General features: G+C 64.2%; 18 protein-coding genes. 9 read left to right on the top strand and 9 right to left on the bottom strand.

The annotated features are described in order from the left end of the window. Nucleotides 1-57: 57 nt before the first annotated feature. The 6 genes from J4E58_RS30290 to J4E58_RS30265 all read right to left on the bottom strand — a co-directional run bounded on the left by J4E58_RS30290 (nucleotide 58) and on the right by J4E58_RS30265 (nucleotide 6711). On the bottom strand, nucleotides 58-1515 hold the full coding sequence (locus J4E58_RS30290; RefSeq protein WP_087089176.1) for an amidase: 1458 nt from the start codon (nucleotides 1513-1515) through the stop codon (nucleotides 58-60). Further along, nucleotides 1515-2825: a citrate-proton symporter gene (locus J4E58_RS30285; protein WP_087089178.1), complete on the bottom strand. Its 1311-nt coding sequence runs from the start codon at nucleotides 2823-2825 to the stop codon at nucleotides 1515-1517. Before J4E58_RS30285 ends, J4E58_RS30290 begins: the two co-directional genes overlap by 1 nt. A gap of 108 nt (nucleotides 2826-2933) precedes the next feature. Beyond that, complete coding sequence (locus tag J4E58_RS30280) at nucleotides 2934-4109, bottom strand: M20 aminoacylase family protein (protein WP_087089180.1); 1176 nt, start codon at nucleotides 4107-4109, stop codon at nucleotides 2934-2936. A gap of 213 nt (nucleotides 4110-4322) precedes the next feature. Then, the gene (locus J4E58_RS30275; RefSeq protein ID WP_087089182.1) at nucleotides 4323-4652 is read right to left on the bottom strand and encodes an amidase; all 330 of its coding nucleotides are present in this window, start codon (nucleotides 4650-4652) and stop codon (nucleotides 4323-4325) included. Then, nucleotides 4649-5746, bottom strand: a complete 1098-nt coding sequence (locus J4E58_RS30270; protein WP_087089184.1) for a serine hydrolase — start codon at nucleotides 5744-5746, stop codon at nucleotides 4649-4651. Before J4E58_RS30270 ends, J4E58_RS30275 begins: the two co-directional genes overlap by 4 nt. A gap of 89 nt (nucleotides 5747-5835) precedes the next feature. After that, nucleotides 5836-6711 (bottom strand): acyl-CoA dehydrogenase family protein, encoded by an 876-nt coding sequence (locus J4E58_RS30265; protein ID WP_087089186.1) that lies wholly within the window; start codon nucleotides 6709-6711, stop codon nucleotides 5836-5838. 140 nt (nucleotides 6712-6851) lie between these two features. Here J4E58_RS30265 and olsB point away from each other — a divergent pair, with 140 nt between their 5' ends. After that, nucleotides 6852-7607, top strand: coding sequence for an L-ornithine N(alpha)-acyltransferase (olsB, locus tag J4E58_RS30260; protein WP_087089189.1), 756 nt, complete (start codon nucleotides 6852-6854; stop codon nucleotides 7605-7607). Beyond that, nucleotides 7607-8401 (top strand): lysophospholipid acyltransferase family protein, encoded by a 795-nt coding sequence (locus tag J4E58_RS30255; protein WP_053259881.1) that lies wholly within the window; start codon nucleotides 7607-7609, stop codon nucleotides 8399-8401. The genes olsB and J4E58_RS30255 overlap by 1 nt, the downstream gene beginning before the upstream one ends. Before the next feature lie 27 nt (nucleotides 8402-8428). On the opposite strand, the gene J4E58_RS30250 is transcribed toward J4E58_RS30255, so the two are convergent. Continuing rightward, nucleotides 8429-9010 carry an ACP phosphodiesterase gene (locus J4E58_RS30250; RefSeq protein ID WP_009042514.1) on the bottom strand — a complete coding sequence of 194 codons (582 nt, stop codon included), beginning with the start codon at nucleotides 9008-9010 and terminating at the stop codon, nucleotides 8429-8431. Nucleotides 9011-9163: 153 nt separating this feature from the next. On the opposite strand from J4E58_RS30250, the gene J4E58_RS30245 reads away from it, so the two are divergent. From J4E58_RS30245 to J4E58_RS30235, 3 genes are read left to right on the top strand one after another with little or no spacing between them, the layout of a single operon-like run. Next, entirely contained in the window at nucleotides 9164-9478 is a 315-nt protein-coding gene (locus tag J4E58_RS30245) for a helix-turn-helix transcriptional regulator (RefSeq protein WP_007926562.1), read from the top strand. 13 nt (nucleotides 9479-9491) lie between these two features. Continuing rightward, nucleotides 9492-10658, top strand: a complete 1167-nt coding sequence (locus J4E58_RS30240; RefSeq protein ID WP_087089191.1) for an MFS transporter — start codon at nucleotides 9492-9494, stop codon at nucleotides 10656-10658. 28 nt (nucleotides 10659-10686) lie between these two features. Continuing rightward, nucleotides 10687-11736, top strand: a complete 1050-nt coding sequence (locus J4E58_RS30235) for an alkene reductase (RefSeq protein ID WP_007926565.1) — start codon at nucleotides 10687-10689, stop codon at nucleotides 11734-11736. Between the two features lie 76 nt (nucleotides 11737-11812). Here J4E58_RS30235 and J4E58_RS30230 read toward each other — a convergent pair whose 3' ends face one another. After that, nucleotides 11813-12700 (bottom strand): DMT family transporter, encoded by an 888-nt coding sequence (locus J4E58_RS30230; RefSeq protein WP_009042511.1) that lies wholly within the window; start codon nucleotides 12698-12700, stop codon nucleotides 11813-11815. A 162-nt stretch (nucleotides 12701-12862) separates the two neighbouring features. Continuing rightward, nucleotides 12863-13495: an efflux system transcriptional repressor EmhR gene (gene emhR / locus J4E58_RS30225; RefSeq protein WP_087089193.1), complete on the bottom strand. Its 633-nt coding sequence runs from the start codon at nucleotides 13493-13495 to the stop codon at nucleotides 12863-12865. 264 nt (nucleotides 13496-13759) lie between these two features. On the opposite strand from emhR, the gene emhA reads away from it, so the two are divergent. The 4 genes from emhA (at nucleotide 13760) to J4E58_RS30205 (ending at nucleotide 21089) form a co-directional block, all read left to right on the top strand. Then, nucleotides 13760-14917, top strand: coding sequence for an efflux RND transporter periplasmic adaptor subunit EmhA (emhA, locus tag J4E58_RS30220; protein ID WP_009042509.1), 1158 nt, complete (start codon nucleotides 13760-13762; stop codon nucleotides 14915-14917). A 3-nt stretch (nucleotides 14918-14920) separates the two neighbouring features. Next, nucleotides 14921-18067: an efflux RND transporter permease subunit EmhB gene (gene emhB, locus J4E58_RS30215; protein ID WP_087089195.1), complete on the top strand. Its 3147-nt coding sequence runs from the start codon at nucleotides 14921-14923 to the stop codon at nucleotides 18065-18067. Beyond that, complete coding sequence (adeC, locus tag J4E58_RS30210) at nucleotides 18064-19524, top strand: AdeC/AdeK/OprM family multidrug efflux complex outer membrane factor (protein ID WP_053259877.1); 1461 nt, start codon at nucleotides 18064-18066, stop codon at nucleotides 19522-19524. Before emhB ends, adeC begins: the two co-directional genes overlap by 4 nt. Nucleotides 19525-19823: 299 nt before the next feature. Then, entirely contained in the window at nucleotides 19824-21089 is a 1266-nt protein-coding gene (locus J4E58_RS30205) for an OprD family porin (RefSeq protein WP_087089197.1), read from the top strand. Nucleotides 21090-21214 lie beyond the last annotated feature (125 nt).

Here is a 21214-nt window from a genome sequence, read left to right as displayed (position 1 = left end):
GAGCGTTTTACGCAGCAAGATGCGGGCCCGATAAACCCGCACACCCCGGTTCGAGGGTTACAACGGATGACCCGGCGGCCGGCGCCTGACCCACTGCGTCAGTTGTTCGTGGGCATGACCGAGCTGCAACACCGCCCGGTCGGCCTGGGCCGGGCCGATGATCTGCATGCCCATGGGCAAGCCCGCCGGGTTGAAGCCGATCGGCACGCTGAGGCTCGGCAGACCGGCCAGGGTCGGGCCGATCACCACTTCCATCCAGCGATGGTAAGTATCCATTTCCCGCCCTCCGACAAGGCGCGGCCAAGGCACCCCTGCATCGAAAGGGAACACTTGGGCGCTGGGCAACAGCAGGAAATCGTAACGTTCGAACAATCGCTCCAGGGCCCGGTACCAGTCGCTGCGAATCTGCGAGGCCTGATAGACATCCGCCGCGCTCAGGCGCAGCCCGCCCTCGACTTCCCACTGCGCCTCGGGTTTGAGCAACTGACGCTTCTGCGGGTCGGCATACAGCGGCCCCAGGCTGCCCTGGACCAGCCAATGCCGGTGCACCAGCCAGCACTGCCACAGCGCCGCCATGGAAAACGCCGGCTGGCAGGCCTCGACCTCGCAGCCCAGCTGGCGAAAATCCCCCAGCGCCGACTCACACAGCGCCAGCACACCATCGTCCATGGCCAGATAGCCGTCGTAGTCTCCCAGCCAGCCCACACGCGTGCCGCGAAAGTCCCGCTGCAAGGGCTCGTTGAAGATCGCCGGGTCGTCCTTGAGCGACAAGGGCACCCGCGGGTCGTACCCGGCCTGGGTGGCCAGCAGGCGTGCGATATCGGCCACGCTGCGGCCCATCGGCCCCTCGGTGGCCAACTGCTGGACGAACAGCTCCGGCGCCGGGCCATGGGGCACCCGCCCCTGGGACGGACGCAGGCCGAAGACATTGTTGAAGGCCGCCGGGTTGCGCAACGAGCCCATCATGTCGCTGCCATCGGCCACCGGCAGCATGCGCAGCGCCAGGGCCACCGCCGCCCCGCCACTGCTGCCGCCGGCATTCAACGTCGGGTCGTAGGCATTGCCGGTGGTGCCGAACACCTTGTTGTAGGTCTGCGAGCCCAGGCCGAACTCCGGCACGTTGCTCTTGCCGATGATGATCGCCCCGCTGGCCCGGACCCGCTCCACGCAGATGGCGTCATGGGCCGGGATCTGTTCGGCGAACAGCGGCGAGCCCAGGGTCGTACGCAGCCCGGCGGTGGCCGCCAGGTCCTTGATCGCCTGGGGCATGCCGTGCATCCAGCCCAGGGACTGGCCCCGGTCCAACTGGCGGTCGCGCACCTCGGCCTCGGCCAGCAGTACCTGGCGCTCGCGCAGGGACACCAGGGCATTGACCCGGGGGTTGCAGCGCTCGATCCGGTCCAGGTAGGCCGACATCACTTCGCGGCAGGAAAACCTGCGGGCGTGGATCGCCCGGGACAGCTCGACGGCGCCCAGCTCGACAATGGGTCCAAGGTCTTGTATTGCGATATCCATCAAGGCTTCACCCCGAAATTCAGTGTGCTCGGTTTCTTCTCTTTGGGTGCCTCATGCAGGCAATAAGTGCCCAGCAGCGTCAACACGCAGGCAAACAATACGTAAAACGCCGGGGCCACCGGGGTGCCCAGTACCTTGCTGAGCCAGGTCACGATCAGCGGGGCAAAACCACCGAAGACCATGACCGCCACGTTGTAGGCCACCGACACCCCGGTGGAGCGCACCTGCACCGGGAACTGTTCGGCCAGCGCCGTCGGCGCCGGGCCGAAGAAGCCGCCGATGGCGCTGCACAGCAGCACCTGCATCACCAGCAGCCGCTCGATCGAGGGCGCCGCGGCGACCCAGACATACAGCGGGTACACCATGACGAAAAACGCCAGGGTGAAGGCCAGCAACACCGGGCGCCGCCCCAGCCGGTCCGACAGGGCGCCAGACAACGGAATCACCACCGTCATCAGCGCCACCGCGAACATCTGCACCAGCAACACCTGGTCCAGCGGCAAGCCGAGGTTCTTGTGGGCGAAGGTCGGCATGTTCACCAGCACCACGTAGAACGACACCGTCGCCCCGCAGGCCAGGCCCATGGACACCAGGATGCTGCGCCGGTGCTCGCGCAGCACCTGCATCAGGCCCGGGCCGTTGCCGCGCACCTGCCTGCGGGCCTCGACGAAGGCTTCCGGCTCTTCCATGTACTTGCGGATCCACAGGCCCACCGGGCCGATCAACAAGCCGATGACGAACGGCAGGCGCCAGCCCCACAGATCGAGGTCCTCAGGCGAGAACAGATGGGTGACCAACGCCACCATCGCCGCCCCGGAGAACACCGCCAGGCATTGCCCGACCAATTGCCAGGAGCCATACAGGCCCTTGCGGTGCGCCGGCGCGCTTTCCACCAGGAAAGCCGTGGCGCTGGCGTATTCGCCGCCGGTGGCGAAGCCCTGCAGCATCCGCGCGACCACGATCATCAGCGGCGCGCCCATGCCGATGGCCGCGTAGTTGGGGGCAAAGGCGATCAGGGCGATGGAGACCGTCATCAGGCGAATGATCAACTGCATGGCGGCCTTGCGGCCTTTGCGGTCGGAATACATACCCAGCAGGATGCCGCCCACCGGGCGCATGAAAAAGCCCACGCCAAAGGTGGCCAGGGCCATCAGCAGCGAGGCGTATTCGTCGTCGGAGGGAAAAAACTGCCGGGCGATGATGCTGGCCAGAAAGCCGTAGACGATGAAGTCGTACCACTCCAGGGCGTTGCCGATCACCGCGGCGACCACTTGCCGGGTACGCGAAACACTGGAATTCGAGGTGTGCATGAGCGCTGTCCTTCTATTCTTGTCGGGCCTCTCGGGTAACGAGTCGGGCCCTTATGGGAAGTGCCGGGCGCCACGGCGCCCGATTCAGCGGCAGAAGAAAGGGAAAACTCAGGCCGGCTCGAGCCAGCTCTCGGCCAGCGCGGCCCAATAGGCGGCGCCGGTCAGCAGGATGTCGTCGTTGAAGTCGTAGCCGGGGTTGTGGACCATCGGCCGGGACAGGCCGTTGCCGATGAACAGGTAGCTGCCTGGGCAGCGTTGCAGCATCCAGGCAAAGTCTTCACTACCCATCAGCTTGCGCGTGTTGCCGTCGACCGCCTGCTCGCCCAGCAGCGCCACCCCCACCTGGCGGGCGAATTCGGTCTGCTCCGGGCTGTTGACCAGCACCGGATAGGCCGGGCGGTGTTCGATGCTGGCCGAGCAGCCGAAGCTCTGGGCCTGGGTGTGGATGATCGCCTTGACCCGTTCGAGCATCTGCTCGCGCACTGGTGCGTTCAGCGCCCGCAGGCTCAGGCGCAGCAGCGCCTGTTGCGGAATCACGTTGGCCGCCTCGCCGGCCTGCAGCGCACCGACCGTCACCACCGCCGCCTCCTGGGCATCGATGTTGCGCGCCACCACGGTTTGCAAGGCCATCACCACACTGGCCGCGGCCACCAGCGGGTCGACCGTCAGGTGCGGCATCGAACCATGCCCGCCCACACCTTCGAGGGTCACGGTGAGCAGGTCCTGGGAGGCCATCATCGGCCCTTGGCGAAACCCCAGGTGGCCGGCCGGCAGCCCCGGCATGTTGTGCATGCCGAACAACGCGTCGCAGGGGAAACGCTCCAGCAGGCCGTCGGCGAGCATCGCTTCGGCGCCGCCCTGGCCTTCTTCGGCCGGCTGGAAAATCAGGGTCAGGGTGCCCTCGAACTGGCGCGTGGCCGCCAGGTAACGCGCCGCGCCGAGGAGCATGGCGGTGTGGCCGTCGTGCCCGCAGGCATGCATGCAACCGCTGTGGCGGCTGCTGTAGGCCACGCCGCTGTTCTCGATGATCGGCAAGGCGTCCATGTCGGCGCGCAGGCCCAGCCTGCGCGGGCTGTTGCCATTGCGCAGCACAGCGACCACGCCGGTCTTGCCGATGCCGCTATGCACTTGGTAACCCCACTCCTCCAGGGAGCGGGCGACCAGCGCCGAGGTGCGGTTCTCCTCGAAACCGAGTTCGGGATGGGCGTGGATGTCCTGGCGCACGGCGCGCAGGTCGCTGGCGACGTCGTCGAGCCAGGCAAAGATATGCGGGAAACGGGTCATGACGTATCTCCTCGGGCCGGGTGTAATCCCGTTCTTTTTTCGGAGCGTCTCACGGTGCGGCAAGGCGTGATCGCGGCGTGCCCTCAGATAACCGCGAGCCGTCACCCGCGACAATCAAATGTGGTTCCACAGGGTGGAACCTTGTGCGGGGAGCCAATAAACATGGGGGCTGGAAGCCCCGGAAAAGGATTACCGATCTTTACGCGGCGCCGTTCAGGGCTCCAGTCGACAGCCCTGGCGTTCGCCCAGCCAGACAGCGCTGTGGCTGCGTCCCAGGCCGCTGGCGCTGACCCGTTTGTGCTCGGCATCGTCCTGCAGGCTTTTCAGTGGCAGGTACTGCTGCACATAACCTGCGCAGTACTCGGCGGCGTTATGCATCACGTACCGGCAGGAGCAGTACTCCTTGGCGCTGTAGGCGCTGAGGATGTCCGGGAAGGCCCGCAGGGCGACCCGCTCGCTCCAGCCCCAGCCGAGCAAGGCCAACAGCGCCAGCAACAGCAGGCTGGCGAAGGGATGGCGCAGGAGCCATGGATGCCGGCTCATGGCTGCACCTGCCGGGCGAAAGCCGCCTGGGCCAGTTTGAGCAGCTCGTTGTGGCTATAGCTGCCGTCGCGGTCATCGGCATAACGCACGATCACCAGCCCGGCGCTGGGGATCACGTACAACGCCTGCCCCCAATGGCCCAGCGCCGCGAAGGTATCGGCCGGCGCATCCGGCCAGGGCGACGGGGCTCCGCCGACAGCGCGGTTGAGCCACCAATGACCGCCGGGCACCAGTTCGTCCTGATTGGCCTGATAACCGGCGAACGGCGTGCGATTGAATTCGACCCAGTCCCTGGGCAGCAACTGGCGCTCGCCCCAACGCCCATCGCGCAGCATCAACAAACCGACCCGCGCCAGATCGCGGGCAGTGAGGTAGGCATAGGAGGAACCAATGAAGGTGCCGGTGGCGTCGCTTTCCCACACGGCGTGGGTAATGCCCAGGGGCTCGAACAGCGCCTGCCACGGGTAATCGGCATAACGCCGGGCGCCCAGCATGCCTTTCAGGGCCGCCGACAGCAGGTTGCTGTCGCCGCTGGAATAGCGAAACACCTGCCCCGGCGGGCTGAAGGCCGGGTGCTCGGCGGTAAAGCTCGCCATATCGCCGTGGCCGCGGGTGTAGAGCATGGCCACCACCGAGGACTTGAGGGGCGCGTACTCGTAATCCTCCTGCCAGTCCAGGCCCGAGGCCCAGTGCAGCAGGTCGGCCATGCGGATATCCGGGTGCTGGCGCAGCGCCGGCAGGAAGCGCGCGGCCTTGTCCTGCAACTGGAAACGCCCTTCGCCATAGGCCACGCCCAGCACCGCGGCCAACAGGCTCTTGCTGATGGACCAGGTCAGGTGCGGGGTGTCGGCACTGGTCGGGCCGGCGTAACGCTCATAGATCAACTGGCCATCGCGGATCACCAGCAAGGCGTCGCTGCGGATGCCCAGGCGGGTCGCCTCGTTCCGGGGGGCGAAGGCGTAGGCCTCCAGTGCCTCAAGGGCCGGGCCGCTGGCTGCGGGCCCCTTGCTCCATTGCGCGCCGGGCCAGTTCTCGGCCCAGGCGGATGGGAGCATCAACAGCAACGCAAGCAGCAGGGTCGAGCCTTTGAGCATGGCGGGAACTCGGGCAAGGGAACCCGCTGAGGGTAGACCAGGGAGATGACAGTTTTTGTCCGGCCGGCGCTCCCGCGACTCCCTTCTATTTATAGAGCCAGCGCCTTGGCCAGGCGTTTGCTCCGCGCCCCCGCCGCCAGGTCCAGCACCGCCCGATCGCGCTTCCACAATTCTGCCCATTGCGGCGGGCCATCGGCAAAGGCCTGCTCAAGGGCCGGCTTGAGCCCGTCGAACTGGGCGAACAGGCCTCCCAGCAACACATGCCCGCTGCCCAGCGACGGGTTCTGCCGGCTGACTTCCGCGCAACCGGCGAGCAAGGCCAGCAATTGCAGGAGCAGGGTCTGCGGCCAGTCGTTGTCCTGGCCGACACCATACAGCCAGGCGGTCATGGCGCTGAGTACATAGATGTCTTCCAGGGTGCGGAAGGGTTTGACGTAGGCATCCCAACCGTCTCCCGCCAGCAGCTCGCACAGGGCGTTATCCAGTTGCAGGCGGCCGTGGCTGATGTCCGGCATCAGCGGGATCGCCGGCAGCTTGTCGACCTTGACCCCGGGCTCGCCGGCATAGACCACCGCCAGGTTCAAGCGCGGCGACTCGCCTGGCGCTTCGCAGCGGGCGGCGATCAGCAGCCAGTCGGCGGCATCGCCGGCGGTGACAAAATCCTTGCGCCCGTTCAGGTGAAGGTCCTGCAGACGGGTCTGCATATCGGCCGGGCGCAGGCTGCGCTGCTCGGTGGCGCACAGCGCACCCAGGCTCAGCGGCGCGCTGGGCCAGAGCATGCGCAAGGCCGCCTGGTAGCCCACCAGGAAGGCCAGCCCCGGGGTGGCCATCAACCGCCCACCGCGCACCGCCAGCTCGAAGGGCGTCACCGGTCCCAGTTCCTCTAACAACGCGGCATAACCCTCGGCCAGGTCCAGGTGGGCGGGCAGTCGGCGACGACTGTGCAGCAGGGCTTGCCAGGGCATAAGCGGGTCCTCAGGGGCTGTCATATAAGCATCACCAAAGCTTCATGGCGATGACACCGGGGCTACATAGCCTGACTTTGCACAACAAAGTCGATCGGCTGCAACCCAAGGCGGGTCAGTGGCCCGCACGGAGATTCACAATGACTCAGATCGCCCGCATCAGCGACACCGGCAATGAACGCCGCCTGCAAGCCGAGCGCCTGGTGGGCGCCGCGGCCCTGCAAGAAGCCCAGGCCCTGCGCTTCAACGTCTTCAGCGGCGAGTTCAACGCCAAACTGAAAGGCGCTGAGCTGGGTCTGGACATGGATGACTATGATGTCCACTGCAGCCACATTGGCGTGCGTGACTTGAACAGCGGCCGCCTGGTCGCCACCACCCGCCTGCTCGACCACCAGGCCGCCAGCAGCCTGGGGCGCTTCTACAGCGAAGAAGAATTCAGCCTGCACGGCCTGGTCCAGCTCAAGGGCCCGATCCTCGAGATCGGCCGCACCTGCGTCGACCCGGCCTACCGCAACGGCGGCACCATCGCCGTGCTCTGGGGCGAGCTGGCCGAAGTGCTCAACCAGGGCGGCTACAGCTACCTGATGGGCTGCGCCAGCATCCCGATGCAGGACGGCGGCGTGCAGGCCCACGCGATCATGCAGCGCCTGCGCGAACGCTACCTGTGCACCGAGCACCTGCGCGCCGAACCGAAGAACCCGCTGCCGAGCCTCGATATCCCGTCCAACGTCATCGCCGAGATGCCGCCGCTGCTCAAGGCCTACATGCGCCTGGGCGCGAAGATCTGCGGCGAGCCGTGCTGGGACCAGGATTTCCAGGTGGCCGACGTGTTCATCCTGCTCAAGCGCGATGAGCTGTGCCCGCGCTACGCCCGTCACTTCAAGGCGGCCGTGTGATGCGCCGGCTACGGGTCTACGGGCGCATCGCCCGGGTGCTGCTGGTGGTGGCGCTGGGCCTGAGCATGGCCTGCGTGTTCGGCGTGTTCGAGCGCCTGGGCGTCGCCCATTCCATGGTCCGGCGCCAGCGCTGGTCGCGCTTTTTCATGGCGCGCCTGAGCAATGCCCTGCCCTTCGGCGTGACGGTGCACGGCGAGGTGCCGAAGCAGCCGATGCTGTGGGTCAGCAATCACGTGTCCTGGACCGATATCCCGTTGCTCGGCGCACTGACGCCGCTGTCGTTCCTGTCCAAGGCCGAAGTGCGCACCTGGCCGGTCGCCGGCTGGCTGGCCGCCAAGGCGGGCAGCCTGTTTATCCGCCGCGGTTCGGGCGACAGCCAGTTGATCCGCAAACAGATGACCCGCCATCTGCAGCAGACCCACCCGCTGCTGATGTTCCCCGAAGGCACCACCACCGACGGCCGCAGCCTGCGCACCTTCCACGGTCGCCTGCTGGCCAGCGCCATCGATGCCGACGTGGCGTTGCAGCCGGTGGCCATTCGTTATCTGCGCGATGGCGATATCGATCCGCTGGCGCCGTTCATCGGCGACGACGACTTGCTGTCGCACTTGATGCGTCTGTTCGCCAACGATCAGGGCCGGGTGGAAATCCATCTGCTGCAGCCGATTGCCTGCCAGGGCCAGGAGCGAGCCGCGCTGGCGTTCCAGGCGCAACAGGCGGTGCAGAAAGTTCTGTTTGGCGACATCGCCCAGCCAGCCGAGCCACGGCGTGCCGGCGACCTGATCGCCGCCTGAGCCTGGAGGAGCCGGCCTTGCCGGCTCCTACCGCGGCTGCATGTGTTGCGCGGCGAACGCCTGCAACTGCGGGTAGAACGCCCGGAAGTCCTCGCTCAACGGCTGATACAGCCGCTCCAGCTCGCCCATCGCCGCCGCCAGCTCTTCCGGGCGTGACAGGCGCCGGGCAATCCCCCGCAACACCTGCTCCAGCACCTCGAACTCGCGGTAGGAACCCAGCCAGTCATGGGCGGCCATATGCGGCGCGATCTGCGCCAGACGCCCAGGCAACCGGGGTTCGGCCGCCAGCACCCGGTACACGTCCGAAGTGAACAATTCCAACGGCCGGTCGGCATAGAGCATCCAGTCCCGGGCCAGGCAGTGGTCGAAAAACACGTCCAGCACGATGCCGGCATAACGCCGACGGGTCAGGGAAAAACGCGACAGCGACTCGCCCACCAACGGATGGCGGTCGGTAAAGATGTCGATGCTGCGATGCAGCTGGATCGCCGCCTCGATTTCCGGGTCGAACTGGCCCTGCAGGCGCCCTTTGACGAAGTCGCCATACAAACTGCCGAGTAATTGACCGGGGCGCTGGCCGCCGAGATGCAGATGTGCGAGATAATTCATTCGCGCAGCTTAGCACCGCGCCTCACATATCGTTATAACCCGATATACCGATTAACGCTGATCTCAGATCAAAATCATATTGGTACATCGCGAAATAGCGATTTAAAGTTCGCCTCATCGCGATATAACGTTTTACGGAAAACGAGCACCGCCATGTCCATCGACCTCGACGAAATAATAAAAGCCCTGGCGCACCCAGTACGACGAGACATCCTTATCTGGCTCAAGGACCCGAAGGTCCAGTTCCCCGATCAGACCCACAACCACGAGTACGGCATCTGCGCCGGACAGATCGACCAACGCTGCGGCCTGTCGCAGTCGACCGTCTCCGCGCACCTGGCGACCTTGCAGCGGGCCGGCCTGATCAGCAGCCAGAAAGCCGGCCAGTGGCATTTTTTCAAACGCAACGAAGATGTGATCCAGGCCTTCCTCGAGAAGCTGACCGCAGAACTTCGCATCAAAGACTGACAAGGACCCGACAATGCCCCTCTCGCTCCTCATCCTGGCCTTGAGCGCCTTCGCCATCGGCACCACCGAGTTCGTCATCATGGGCCTGCTGCCCGATGTGGCGAACGACCTGGGTGTGTCGATCCCCGGCGCCGGCTGGCTGGTGACCGGCTACGCCCTGGGCGTGGCGATCGGCGCGCCGTTCATGGCCCTGGCCACCGCCAGGCTGCCGCGCAAGGCCGCCCTGGTAGCGCTGATGGGGATTTTCATCGTCGGCAACCTGCTGTGTGCGCTGGCCAGTGACTATGACGTGCTGATGTTCGCCCGTGTGGTCACCGCCCTGTGCCATGGCGCCTTCTTTGGTATCGGTTCGGTGGTCGCGGCAGGCCTGGTGCCCGCCAACAAGCGTGCCTCCGCCGTGGCCCTGATGTTCACCGGCCTGACCCTGGCCAACGTGCTCGGCGTACCGCTGGGCACCGCCCTGGGCCAGCAGGCCGGCTGGCGTTCGACCTTCTGGGCGGTGACCGTGATCGGCGTGATTGCCCTGATCGGCCTGATCCGCTTCCTGCCCGCCAAGCGCGACGAAGAGAAGCTCGACATGCGTTCGGAACTGATCGCCCTCAAGGGCGCCGGGCTCTGGCTGTCGCTGAGCATGACCGCGCTGTTCTCCGCCTCGGTGTTCACCCTGTTCACCTATGTCGCCCCGCTGCTGGGCGAGGTGACCGGCGTCTCGCCCCAGGGCGTGACCTGGACCCTGGTGCTGATCGGCCTGGGCCTGACCCTGGGTAACATCATCGGCGGCAAGATGGCCGACAAGAGCCTGTCGGGAACCCTGGTCGGCGTGCTGATCGCCATGGCCGTGACCAGCTCCGTGCTGACCTGGACCAGCGTCGCGCTGATCCCCACCGAAGTCACCCTGTTCCTCTGGGCCACCGCCTGCTTCGCCGCGGTGCCCGCCCTGCAGGTCAACGTGGTGACCTTCGGCAAGGCCGCGCCGAACCTGGTGTCCACGCTGAACATCGGCGCCTTCAACATCGGCAACGCCCTGGGCGCCTGGGTCGGCGGCAGCGTCATCGCCCACGGCTACGGCCTGGTCAACGTGCCGCTGGCGGCCGCCGCGCTGGCGGTCCTGGCCCTGCTGGTGACGCTGATTACCTTTCGCCAGGGCGGCAATGCCGAACTGGCTCCTGCCACCAACTGATACGTTCATCTAAAGAAGGGTGTATTTCATGACGACTATTTTCGATCCGATCAAACTCGGCGACCTCGAGCTGGCCAACCGCATCATCATGGCGCCGCTGACCCGCTGCCGCGCCGACGAAGGCCGCGTACCGAACGCGCTGATGGCCGAGTACTACGTACAACGCGCCTCCGCCGGCCTGATCCTCAGCGAGGCCACCTCGGTGACCCCGATAGGCGTCGGCTACCCGGACACCCCGGGCATCTGGTCCAACGACCAGGTGCGCGGCTGGAGCAACGTGACCAAGGCCGTTCACGGCGCGGGCGGCAAGATCTTCCTGCAACTGTGGCACGTGGGCCGGATCTCCCACCCGAGCTATCTGAACGGCGAAGCGCCGGTCGCGCCCAGCGCCATCCAGCCCAAGGGCCACGTCAGCCTGGTGCGTCCGCTGGCCGACTTCCCGACCCCGCGTGCCCTGGAAACCGCTGAAATCGCCGACATCGTCGACGCCTACCGCGTCGGCGCCGAGAACGCCAAGGCCGCCGGCTTCGACGGCGTGGAAATCCACGGCGCCAACGGCTACCTGCTCGACCAGTTCCTGCAAAGCTCCACCAACCAGCGCACCGACCAGTACGGCGGCTCCCTGGAAAACCGTGCGCGGCTGATGCTGGAAGTGACTGACGCGGCGATCGAAGTCTGGGGCGCCGGCCGTGTGGGCGTGCACTTGTCGCCCCGTGCCGACCTGCACGACATGGGTGATGAGAACCTCTCGGAAACCTTCACCTACCTCGCCCGCGAGCTGGGCAAACGCGGTATCGCCTTTATCTGCTCGCGCGAGAAAGAAGGCGCCGACAGCCTCGGCCCACAACTGAAAGAAGCCTTCGGCGGCCCTTACATCGCCAACGAACGCTTCACCAAGGACAGCGCCAACGCCTGGCTGGCCAGCGGCAAGGCCGATGCCGTGGCCTTCGGTGTGCCCTTCATCGCCAACCCGGACCTGCCGGCCCGCCTGAAGGCCGATGCACCGCTGAACGACGCGCGTCCCGAGCTGTTCTACGCCAAGGGCCCGGTCGGCTATATCGACTACCCGACGCTGTAAGACGCTTCAATAAAAAGCCCCGGACTCGCAAGAGCCGGGGCTTTTTCATTCGCGTTCACCTGAAGGTGGGGCGCGATCAGCCGCGTTTGCGCTGGCCCCAGGCCACGGCCAGGCCGCTGAGGCAGATCACCGCGATCCCGACTATGCCGAAGCTGTCCGGGGTGTGATCGAAGATCAGGTAGCCGTACATGCCGGCGAATAGAATCTGCCCGTAGCTGAATGGCGCCAGCATCGCCGGCGCGGCATGGCGGAAAGCCTGGGTCAGTAACAGGTGGCCGAGCATGCCGCAGGTCCCGAGGCCGATCATGAACAGGGCGTGCCCCAGGGTCGGCGTGCTCCAGAAGAACGGCAGCGCCGCGCTCATGATCAGGCTGTTGAGAATCCCGGTGAGGAAGTTGCTGGTGGTGGGGCTGTCGACACCGCTGAGCTTGCGGGTGAGCAACTGATAGAAGCCGAAACACAAGGCCGAGCACAGCGGCAGCAGGATCGCCGGGGTGAACAAGGCGCCGCCCGGACGAATCACGATCAATACCCCGACGAAACCGGCCAGCACCGCCAGCCACTGGCTGCGGGTCACCCGCTCGCCCAGCAGCGGCACGGACAAGGCGGTAACCAGCAAAGGCGCGAGGAAGTTGACCGCGGTGGCCTCGGCCAGGGGGATATAACGCAGGCCGGTGGTGAAAAACAGGCTGGTGCCGATCAGGCACAAGGCGCGCAACAGTTGCAGGCCCGGACGCTTGGTACGCACCACGGCGGAGAAACCGCTGCGCGGCACGAACACCACCAGCATCAACAGCGTGTGCACCACATACCGGGCCCAGACCACCATGACGATGGGATAGAACCCGGACAGGTATTTGGACAGGGTGTCATGACTGGCGAACAGCAAAACCGCCAGGCAAATCAGTGCTATACCTTTGACCGGTTGCTCGGTGCCCTTGTAAGCCGCGGTACTCACACTCATTCACATACTCGCAACAATTTCCCTACAAAATACGTAGCTCGCTATCTATCAAGATAAAGTCGGCACGTATATAAAGGCATCCCGGTGAGCCGTGACGAATGAAACATCGCGTTTTATAACGCGCAAACGTTGACATCTGCCGACGTAATTCCGCATTTTGTCTCAATTACGCAGGCTGGGACTCAGGCGCAGCATGTCCAATCCAGTATCGATCCAGCGCTCCGCTTCCTTATGGAGTTCGAAACTGTCCGGCGCCAACAGCCACTGATAAAGAATGCCATCAATATAGGCGTGGATGCTGATGGCCGCCCGGGCAGTATCGAGGTTCTCGGGCAGTTGTCCCCGCTTCACGGCATTGCGCAACGCCAGCTCGATATGCACGTTGCAATCCAGGCTGGCCGCGCGACGCTGGCGCCGCAAGTCGCACATTTCATCGGTGAATTCGCACTTGTGAAACAAAATCTCATTAATGCGTCGGGTTTTCGGGTCCAGGGCAATTTGATGAAACAAATGAATCAGCAGCTTGCGCATGCATCCCAGCGGATCGACTTCCTCTTCGTCTTCACTGGACCTGGCCATTTCATTCAGCGGCTCGCGCAAGGTATCGAGCATGGCCTGCACCAGATCCGCCTTGTTGCTGAAATGCCAGTAAATGGCTCCACGCGTGACACCGGCCAACGCCGCGATATCGGCCAGGGTGGTACGCGCCACACCGCGCTCGTAGAAGGCTTTTTCAGCCGCCTCGAGTATCTGTTTGCGGGTTTCTTGAGCTTCCTCTTTGGTACGACGGACCATGGCAGTAAACCTCGATCAGGATGTTTCAGCGATGCATGAAGCTCATCTGAATAAATATGGAACGGCATCTCGGGTGCCGTTTGCCCAACCTACACTTCGACACTTGCAACGGCTTTTGTAACCGAATGGGTACGCCGCCAAGGTATTTACAAACAACCATGAACGTAAGTATATTCCTTAGCAAGCTACTTATCCACTCAGCACTCGTTTTTTACCCTTCCACTTTTCGAGTGCGCATTTTGCGCGCCTGACCCGAGGATCTTCATGCAACTCAAGCCAGCTGTTACCGCTCTGGTCACTGCCGTCGCCCTGGCATCGCTGCTCAGCGGATGTAAAAAGGAAGAGGCGGCTCCCGCCCCACAAGCCCCTCAGGTCGGCGTAGTCACCCTGCAACCTCAAGCCTTTACCCTGACGTCCGAGCTTCCAGGGCGCACCACTGCGTTCCGGATCGCCGAAGTCCGTCCTCAGGTCAACGGCATCATTCTCAAGCGTCTGTTCAAGGAAGGCGGCGACGTCAAGGAAGGTCAGCAGCTCTATCAGATCGATCCGTCGGTCTATGAGTCGACCCTCAAGAGCGCCCAAGCCAACCTGCAATCGACCAAGTCGATCTCCGATCGCTACAAGCAGCTGGTCGACGAGCAAGCCGTAAGCCGCCAGGAATACGACACCGCCGTCGCCAACCGCCTGCAATCGGAAGCCGCGCTGCAGAGCGCCCAGATCGACCTGCGCTACACCAAGGTGCTGTCGCCGATCTCCGGGCGTATCGGCCGTTCTTCGGTCACTGAAGGCGCATTGGTCAGCAACGGTCAGTCCACCGCCATGGCAACCATCCAGCAACTCGACCCGATCTACGTCGACGTCACCCAGTCGTCGGTCGAGCTGCTCGAGCTGCGCCGCGAGCTGGAAAGCGGTCGCCTGCAGAAGGCTGGCGACAACGCCGCCAAGGTCAAGCTGACTCTGGAAGACGGCAGCCAGTACAAGCTCGACGGCAAGCTGGAGTTCTCCGAAGTGTCGGTCGACGAAACCACCGGTTCCGTGACCCTGCGCGCGGTGTTCCCGAACCCGGAACACACCCTGCTGCCCGGCATGTTCGTGCATGCGCAACTGCAGGCCGGCGTGAATGCCGCGGCGATCCTCGCCCCGCAACAAGGCGTGACCCGTGACCTCAAGGGCACACCGACCGCCCTGGTGGTTGGTCCGGACAACAAGGTTGAACTGCGTCAGCTCAAGGCCAGCCGCACCGTCGGCAACCAGTGGCTGATCGAGGACGGCCTGAAGGCCGGTGATCGCCTGATCACCGAAGGGCTGCAATTCGTCCGACCTGGCGTCGAAGTCAAAGCCAGCGAAGCGACCAACGTTCCAGCAAAAAACCCGGCCACTGCACAGGCAACTGACAAAGCTGCAGGCGGCAAAGGGGAGTAAACCATGTCGAAATTTTTTATCGACCGTCCGATTTTCGCCTGGGTAATCGCCCTGGTGATCATGCTGGTCGGGGCTCTATCGATCCTCAAATTGCCGATCAACCAATACCCGAGCATCGCGCCTCCAGCGATCGCCATCTCCGTGACCTACCCAGGCGCTTCTGCACAGACCGTGCAGGACACCGTGGTCCAGGTCATCGAGCAGCAGCTCAACGGTATCGACAACCTGCGTTATGTGTCCTCGGAAAGTAACTCCGACGGCAGCATGACCATTACCGCGACCTTCGAGCAGGGCACCAACTCGGACACCGCGCAGGTCCAGGTACAGAACAAGCTGAACCTGGCCACCCCGCTGCTGCCGCAAGAAGTGCAGCAACAGGGTATCCGCGTGACCAAGGCGGTGAAGAACTTCCTGTTGGTGATCGGTGTGGTTTCCGAGGACGGCAGCATGTCCAAGGACGACCTGTCGAACTACATCGTGTCCAACATGCAGGACCCGATCTCGCGGACCGCGGGCGTGGGTGACTTCCAGGTGTTCGGTGCCCAGTACGCCATGCGTATCTGGCTCGACCCGGCCAAGCTGAACAACTTCAACCTGACTCCGGTCGACGTGAAAAACGCCGTGGCGGCGCAGAACGTCCAGGTGTCATCCGGCCAGATCGGTGGCTTGCCAGCCCTGCCAGGCCAGCAACTTAACGCCACCATCATCGGCAAGACCCGCCTGCAGACTGCCGAGCAGTTCAAGGCGATCCTGCTGAAGGTCAACGCGGACGGCTCGCAAGTGCGTCTGGGCGATGTCGCGGATGTGGCCCTGGGCGGTGAAAACTACTCCGTCAGTGCCCAGTTCAACGGTGCCCCGGCTTCCGGCTTGGCCGTGAAACTGGCCAACGGCGCCAACGCCCTGGACACCGCCAAGGCCCTGCGCAAGACCATCAGCGACCTGGAACCGTTCTTCCCGCAAGGGATGAAAGTGGTATTCCCGTACGACACCACCCCGGTGGTGACCGAGTCGATCAAGGGTGTGGTTGAAACCCTGGTCGAAGCGATCGTGCTGGTGTTCCTGGTGATGTTCCTGTTCCTGCAGAACTTCCGCGCCACCGTCATCACCACCATGACCGTTCCGGTGGTGTTGCTGGGTACCTTCGGCATCCTTGCGGCCGCCGGCTTCAGCATCAACACCCTGACCATGTTCGGCATGGTGCTGGCCATCGGCTTGCTGGTGGACGACGCCATCGTCGTGGTGGAAAACGTCGAGCGGGTAATGGCCGAGGAAGGCCTGTCACCCAAGGAAGCGACCAAGAAGTCCATGGGCCAGATCCAGGGCGCCCTGGTCGGTATTGCCCTGGTGCTGTCGGCGGTACTGCTGCCAATGGCGTTCTTCAGCGGTTCCACCGGTGTGATCTACAAGCAGTTCTCGATCACCGTGGTCTCGGCCATGGCCCTGTCGGTACTGGTTGCCCTGATCTTCACCCCGGCCCTGTGCGCCACCATGCTCAAGGCCATTCCCCACGGCGAACACGCCGCGCCGAAACGCGGCTTCTTCGGCTGGTTCAACCGTACCTTCGACCGCAGCGTCAAAAGCTACGAGCGTGGCGTGGGCAACATCCTGCGGCACAAGGCGCCTTACCTGCTGGCCTACGTGCTGATCGTGGTCGGCATGATCTGGCTGTTCGCCCGCATCCCGACTGCGTTCCTTCCGGAAGAAGACCAGGGCGTACTGTTCGCCCAGGTACAGACCCCGGCCGGTTCCAGTTCCGAGCGGACCCAGGTGGTAGTCGATGAAATGCGCGCCTACCTGCTGGACAAGGAAAAGGACACCGTGGCCTCGGTCTTCACCGTGAACGGCTTCAACTTCGCCGGTCGTGGCCAGAGCTCAGGCATGGCGTTCATCATGCTCAAGCCGTGGGACGAACGCTCCGTGGAAAACAGCGTGTTCAACCTGGCGGCCCGGGCCCAGCAGCACTTCTTCAGCTTCCGCGATGCGATGGTATTCGCCTTCGCCCCGCCGGCAGTACTGGAGCTGGGTAACGCCACCGGTTTCGACGTGTTCCTGCAGGACCGCGCCGGTATCGGCCACGAGAAACTGATGGAAGCGCGCAACCAGTTCCTCGGCATGGCGGCGCAAAGCAAGATCCTGTCCCAGGTGCGTCCGAATGGCCTGAACGACGAGCCGCAGTACCAGCTGGAAATCGATGACGAGAAGGCCAGCGCCCTGGGCGTGACCATCTCCGACATCAACAACACCTTGTCGATTGCCCTGGGCAGTAGCTACGTCAACGACTTCATCGACCGCGGTCGGGTGAAGAAGGTGTACATCCAGGGTCAGCCTAACGCTCGCATGAGCCCCGAGGACCTGAAGAAGTGGTACGTGCGCAACAGCGCCGGGACCATGGTGCCGTTCGCCTCCTTCGCCAAGGGCACGTGGATCTACGGTTCGCCGAAACTGGCTCGTTACAACGGCGTGGAAGCGGTGGAAGTCCTGGGTGCCCCGGCGCCGGGCTACAGCACCGGTGAAGCCATGGCCGAAGTCGAAGCCATCGCCAAGAAGCTGCCGGCCGGTGTCGGTATCTCCTGGACCGGCCTGTCCTACGAGGAACGCCTGTCGGGCTCGCAAGCTCCCGCGCTGTACGCCTTGTCGCTGCTGATGGTGTTCCTGTGCCTGGCGGCGCTGTATGAAAGCTGGTCGATTCCGATCGCGGTCATGCTGGTGGTGCCGCTAGGGATCATCGGTGCGCTGATGGCGACCAGCCTGCGCGGCCTGTCCAACGACGTGTACTTCCAGGTGGGGCTGTTGGTGACCATCGGCCTGGCGGCGAAAAACGCCATTCTGATCGTCGAGTTCGCCAAGGAACTGCACGAGCAGGGCCGCAGCCTGGTGGACGCGGCGATCGAAGCCTGCCGCATGCGTCTGCGTCCGATCATCATGACCTCCCTGGCCTTCGTGCTCGGTGTGGTACCGCTGGCCATCTCCACCGGCGCAGGCTCGGGTAGCCAGCATGCGATCGGTACCGGCGTGATTGGCGGTATGCTCACCGCGACTGTCCTGGCGATATTCTGGGTGCCTTTGTTCTTCGTCACCGTGTCCTCGATGAGCCGCCGCAAGGCACTCGAAGCGCAACCTACCGAAACTCCTGAAGAGGCTGGCCAATGAGCAAGTCGCTACTCTCCCTCGCAATCACCGCCGCCGTGCTGAGTGGTTGCTCGCTGATACCGGATTATCAGCAGCCGCAAGCGCCGGTCGCGGCGCAATACCCGCAAGGGCCGGCCTATTCGCCTGCGGAGGCTGCCAACCAGGCAGCCGCCGAACAGGGCTGGCGGCAGTTCTTCCATGACCCTGCCCTGCAGCAGCTGATCCAGACCGCGCTGGTGAACAACCGCGACCTGCGGGTCGCGGCGCTGAACATCGACGCCTACGCCGCGCAGTACCAGATCCAGCGCGCGGACCTGTTCCCGGCGATCTCGGCCAACGGCAGCGGCAGCCGTCAACGCACCCCGGCACGGCTGTCGCAGACCGGTGAAGCGGCCATCTCCAGCCAGTACTCGGCAACCCTGGGTGTCAGCGCTTATGAGCTGGACCTGTTCGGTCGCGTTCGCAGCTTAAGCGAGCAGGCCTTGCAGACCTACTTCTCCAGCGAAGAAGCCCGGCGCAGCACGCAGATCAGCCTGGTGGCCAGCGTGGCCAACGCCTACCTGACCTGGCAGGCCGACAAGGAACTGCTCAAGCTGACCCAGGACACCCTGGCGGCCTACGAGGAGAGCTACCGCCTGACCTCGCGCAGCAACGAAGTCGGCGTGGCCTCGGCCCTGGACCTGAGCCAGGCGCGGACCTCGGTGGAAAACGCCCGGGTGCAACTGGCGCGTTATACCCGCCAGGTGGCCCAGGACGAAAACAGCCTGACCCTGCTGCTGGGTACCTCGATCCCGGCCAACCTGCCGAGCCCGCAGCCGTTGTCGGCCGACCTGCTCAGCGAGTTGCCCGCCGGCCTGCCGTCGGAACTGCTGCAACGCCGTCCGGACATCCTCGCCGCCGAGCACAACCTGAAAGCCGCCAACGCCAGTATTGGCGCGGCACGCGCGGCGTTCTTCCCGAGCATCAGCCTGACCGCCAATGCCGGGACCTTGAGCCCGGATATGGGCGGCCTGTTCAAGGGCGGTTCGGGCACCTGGTCGTTCGCGCCGCAGATCAATATCCCGATCTTCAACGCCGGTAGCCTGCGCGCCAGCCTGGATTACTCGAAAATCCAGAAAGACATCAACGTCGCGCAGTACGAGAAGTCCATCCAGACCGCCTTCCAGGAAGTCTCCGATGGCCTGGCCGCACGCCAGACCTACAACCAGCAGTTACAGGCCCAGCGTGACTTCGTCAATGCCAACCAGGACTACTACCGCCTGGCCGAGCGTCGCTACCGCATCGGTGTCGACAGCAACCTGACCTTCCTCGACGCCCAGCGCTCGCTGTTCAGCGCGCAGCAAGCGTTGATCACCGACCGGCTTGCGCAGCTGACCAGCGAGGTCAACCTGTACAAGGCCCTGGGCGGCGGTTGGAACGAGCAAGGTTCGCAGCAAGCGGAAGTGAGCAAAGAGGCACCGCCACTGAAGCTGTTCTGAGTGCATGACGCTTGAAAAAAACCCACCTTGCGGTGGGTTTTTTTATGGGCCGAAGACCGCCGTCACTTGTGTTCGTTAATCGCCCAAAACCCGCCAAGGCCAATTGAACAGGGTCGTTGATCCAACGCACCATTCCCCGCACCTACAAAAGCCAATAACAACAGGTTCGTCATCATGACCCCGCGCCCTGCCCGCTCCGGCTGATTCCGTTCCATCCACCCTCCCGGTTTCAACCTTGTCTGCAACCTGACGTTGCGGCAGCGCCCAGCCTCACCCCTAACAATTAGAGAGCCCGATCCATGAAGCCATCCACTCGCACTCCCTATTCACTGCTGCCCAGCCTGCTGGCTGTCAGCATCGCCAGCACGGCCCTGCCGGTCATGGCCGCGGAGTCCGGCTTTCTCGAAGACGCCAAGGTCAACCTGAACCTGCGCAACTTCTACATCAACCGCAACTTCACCAACCCGGGCAAGGCCCAGGGCAAGGCTGAAGAATGGACGCAGAGCTTCATCCTCGATGCCAAATCCGGCTTCACCCAAGGCACCGTCGGGTTCGGCATGGACGTGCTGGGGCTGTATTCGTTGAAGCTCGATGGCGGCAAAGGCACCGGCGGTACCCAGTTATTGCCGCTGGATCACGACGGGCGCCCGGCCGACCACTTCGGCCGCACGGGCGTGGCATTCAAGGCCCGCCTGTCGCAGACCGAGGTCAAGGTCGGTGAATGGATGCCGGTGCTGCCGATCCTGCGCTCGGACGACGGTCGCTCCCTGCCCCAGACCTTCCGCGGCGGCCAGATCACCTCGAAGGAAATTGACGGCCTGACCCTCTACGGCGGCCAGTTCCGCGCCAACAGCCCGCGTGACGACAGCAGCATGAGCGACATGTCGATGACCGGCAAAGCGGCCTTCACCTCCGACCGCTTCAACTTCCAGGGCGGCGAATACAGCTTCAACGACAAGCGCACCCAGGTCGGGGTGTGGAACGCCCAGCTCAAGGACATCTACAGCCAGCAATACCTCAACCTGATCCACAGCCAGCCGCTGGGCGACTGGACCCTGGGCGCCAACATCGGCTTCTTCTACGGCAAGGAAGATGGCAGCGCCCGCGCCGGCGACCTGGACAACAAGACCTGGTCGGGCCTGTTCTCGGCCAAGTACGGCGGCCACACCTTCTACGTCGGCCTGCAGAAACTCACCGGCGACAGCGCCTGGATGCGCGTCAACGGCACCAGCGGCGGCACCCTGGCCAACGACAGCTACAACGCCAGCTACGACAACGCCCAGGAAAGATCCTGGCAGCTGCGCCATGACTACAACTTCGTCGCGGTCGGCTTCCCCGGCCTGACCCTGATGAACCGCTACATCAAGGGCGACAACGTGCACACCGGCACCATCACCGACGGCAAGGAATGGGGACGCGAGAGCGAACTGGCCTACACCGTGCAAAGCGGCACGCTCAAGAACCTCAACGTCAAATGGCGCAACTCGACCATGCGCCGCGACTTCAGCACCAACGAGTTCGACGAGAACCGCCTGATCATCAGCTACCCGATCAGCCTGCTGTAAGCCCACTCGCTCGGCCACACCAGAACCAAGGCCAGCCCCGTTCCCCGGGGCTGGCCTTGTTTTTTGTAGGAGCGAAGCTTGCTCGCGATGATCGTCAACGATGACGCGTACTGACGGGCTGAACG

The organism is Pseudomonas sp. FW305-25, assembly GCF_017351415.1.
Lineage (GTDB): Bacteria > Pseudomonadota > Gammaproteobacteria > Pseudomonadales > Pseudomonadaceae > Aquipseudomonas > Aquipseudomonas chlororaphis.
The sequence above is the reverse complement of the archived record's forward strand: the minus strand, read 5'-3'. Positions and strand labels throughout refer to the sequence as shown.

What these genes read in the sequence shown, in the direction of transcription:
- J4E58_RS30255 (WP_053259881.1), top strand. Translation starts at nt 7,607, where the DNA reads ATGCGCCGGCTACGGGTCTACGGGCGCATCGCCCGGGTGCTGCTGGTG.
- J4E58_RS30275 (WP_087089182.1), bottom strand. Translation starts at nt 4,652, where the DNA reads ATGAGCCGGCATCCATGGCTCCTGCGCCATCCCTTCGCCAGCCTGCTG.
- J4E58_RS30280 (WP_087089180.1), bottom strand. Translation starts at nt 4,109, where the DNA reads ATGACCCGTTTCCCGCATATCTTTGCCTGGCTCGACGACGTCGCCAGC.
- J4E58_RS30250 (WP_009042514.1), bottom strand. Translation starts at nt 9,010, where the DNA reads ATGAATTATCTCGCACATCTGCATCTCGGCGGCCAGCGCCCCGGTCAA.
- adeC (WP_053259877.1), top strand. Translation starts at nt 18,064, where the DNA reads ATGAGCAAGTCGCTACTCTCCCTCGCAATCACCGCCGCCGTGCTGAGT.
- J4E58_RS30285 (WP_087089178.1), bottom strand. Translation starts at nt 2,825, where the DNA reads ATGCACACCTCGAATTCCAGTGTTTCGCGTACCCGGCAAGTGGTCGCC.
- J4E58_RS30245 (WP_007926562.1), top strand. Translation starts at nt 9,164, where the DNA reads ATGTCCATCGACCTCGACGAAATAATAAAAGCCCTGGCGCACCCAGTA.
- emhR (WP_087089193.1), bottom strand. Translation starts at nt 13,495, where the DNA reads ATGGTCCGTCGTACCAAAGAGGAAGCTCAAGAAACCCGCAAACAGATA.
- J4E58_RS30205 (WP_087089197.1), top strand. Translation starts at nt 19,824, where the DNA reads ATGAAGCCATCCACTCGCACTCCCTATTCACTGCTGCCCAGCCTGCTG.
- J4E58_RS30240 (WP_087089191.1), top strand. Translation starts at nt 9,492, where the DNA reads ATGCCCCTCTCGCTCCTCATCCTGGCCTTGAGCGCCTTCGCCATCGGC.
- J4E58_RS30230 (WP_009042511.1), bottom strand. Translation starts at nt 12,700, where the DNA reads ATGAGTGTGAGTACCGCGGCTTACAAGGGCACCGAGCAACCGGTCAAA.
- J4E58_RS30235 (WP_007926565.1), top strand. Translation starts at nt 10,687, where the DNA reads ATGACGACTATTTTCGATCCGATCAAACTCGGCGACCTCGAGCTGGCC.
- olsB (WP_087089189.1), top strand. Translation starts at nt 6,852, where the DNA reads ATGACTCAGATCGCCCGCATCAGCGACACCGGCAATGAACGCCGCCTG.
- J4E58_RS30270 (WP_087089184.1), bottom strand. Translation starts at nt 5,746, where the DNA reads ATGCTCAAAGGCTCGACCCTGCTGCTTGCGTTGCTGTTGATGCTCCCA.
- emhB (WP_087089195.1), top strand. Translation starts at nt 14,921, where the DNA reads ATGTCGAAATTTTTTATCGACCGTCCGATTTTCGCCTGGGTAATCGCC.
- J4E58_RS30265 (WP_087089186.1), bottom strand. Translation starts at nt 6,711, where the DNA reads ATGCCCTGGCAAGCCCTGCTGCACAGTCGTCGCCGACTGCCCGCCCAC.
- J4E58_RS30290 (WP_087089176.1), bottom strand. Translation starts at nt 1,515, where the DNA reads ATGGATATCGCAATACAAGACCTTGGACCCATTGTCGAGCTGGGCGCC.
- emhA (WP_009042509.1), top strand. Translation starts at nt 13,760, where the DNA reads ATGCAACTCAAGCCAGCTGTTACCGCTCTGGTCACTGCCGTCGCCCTG.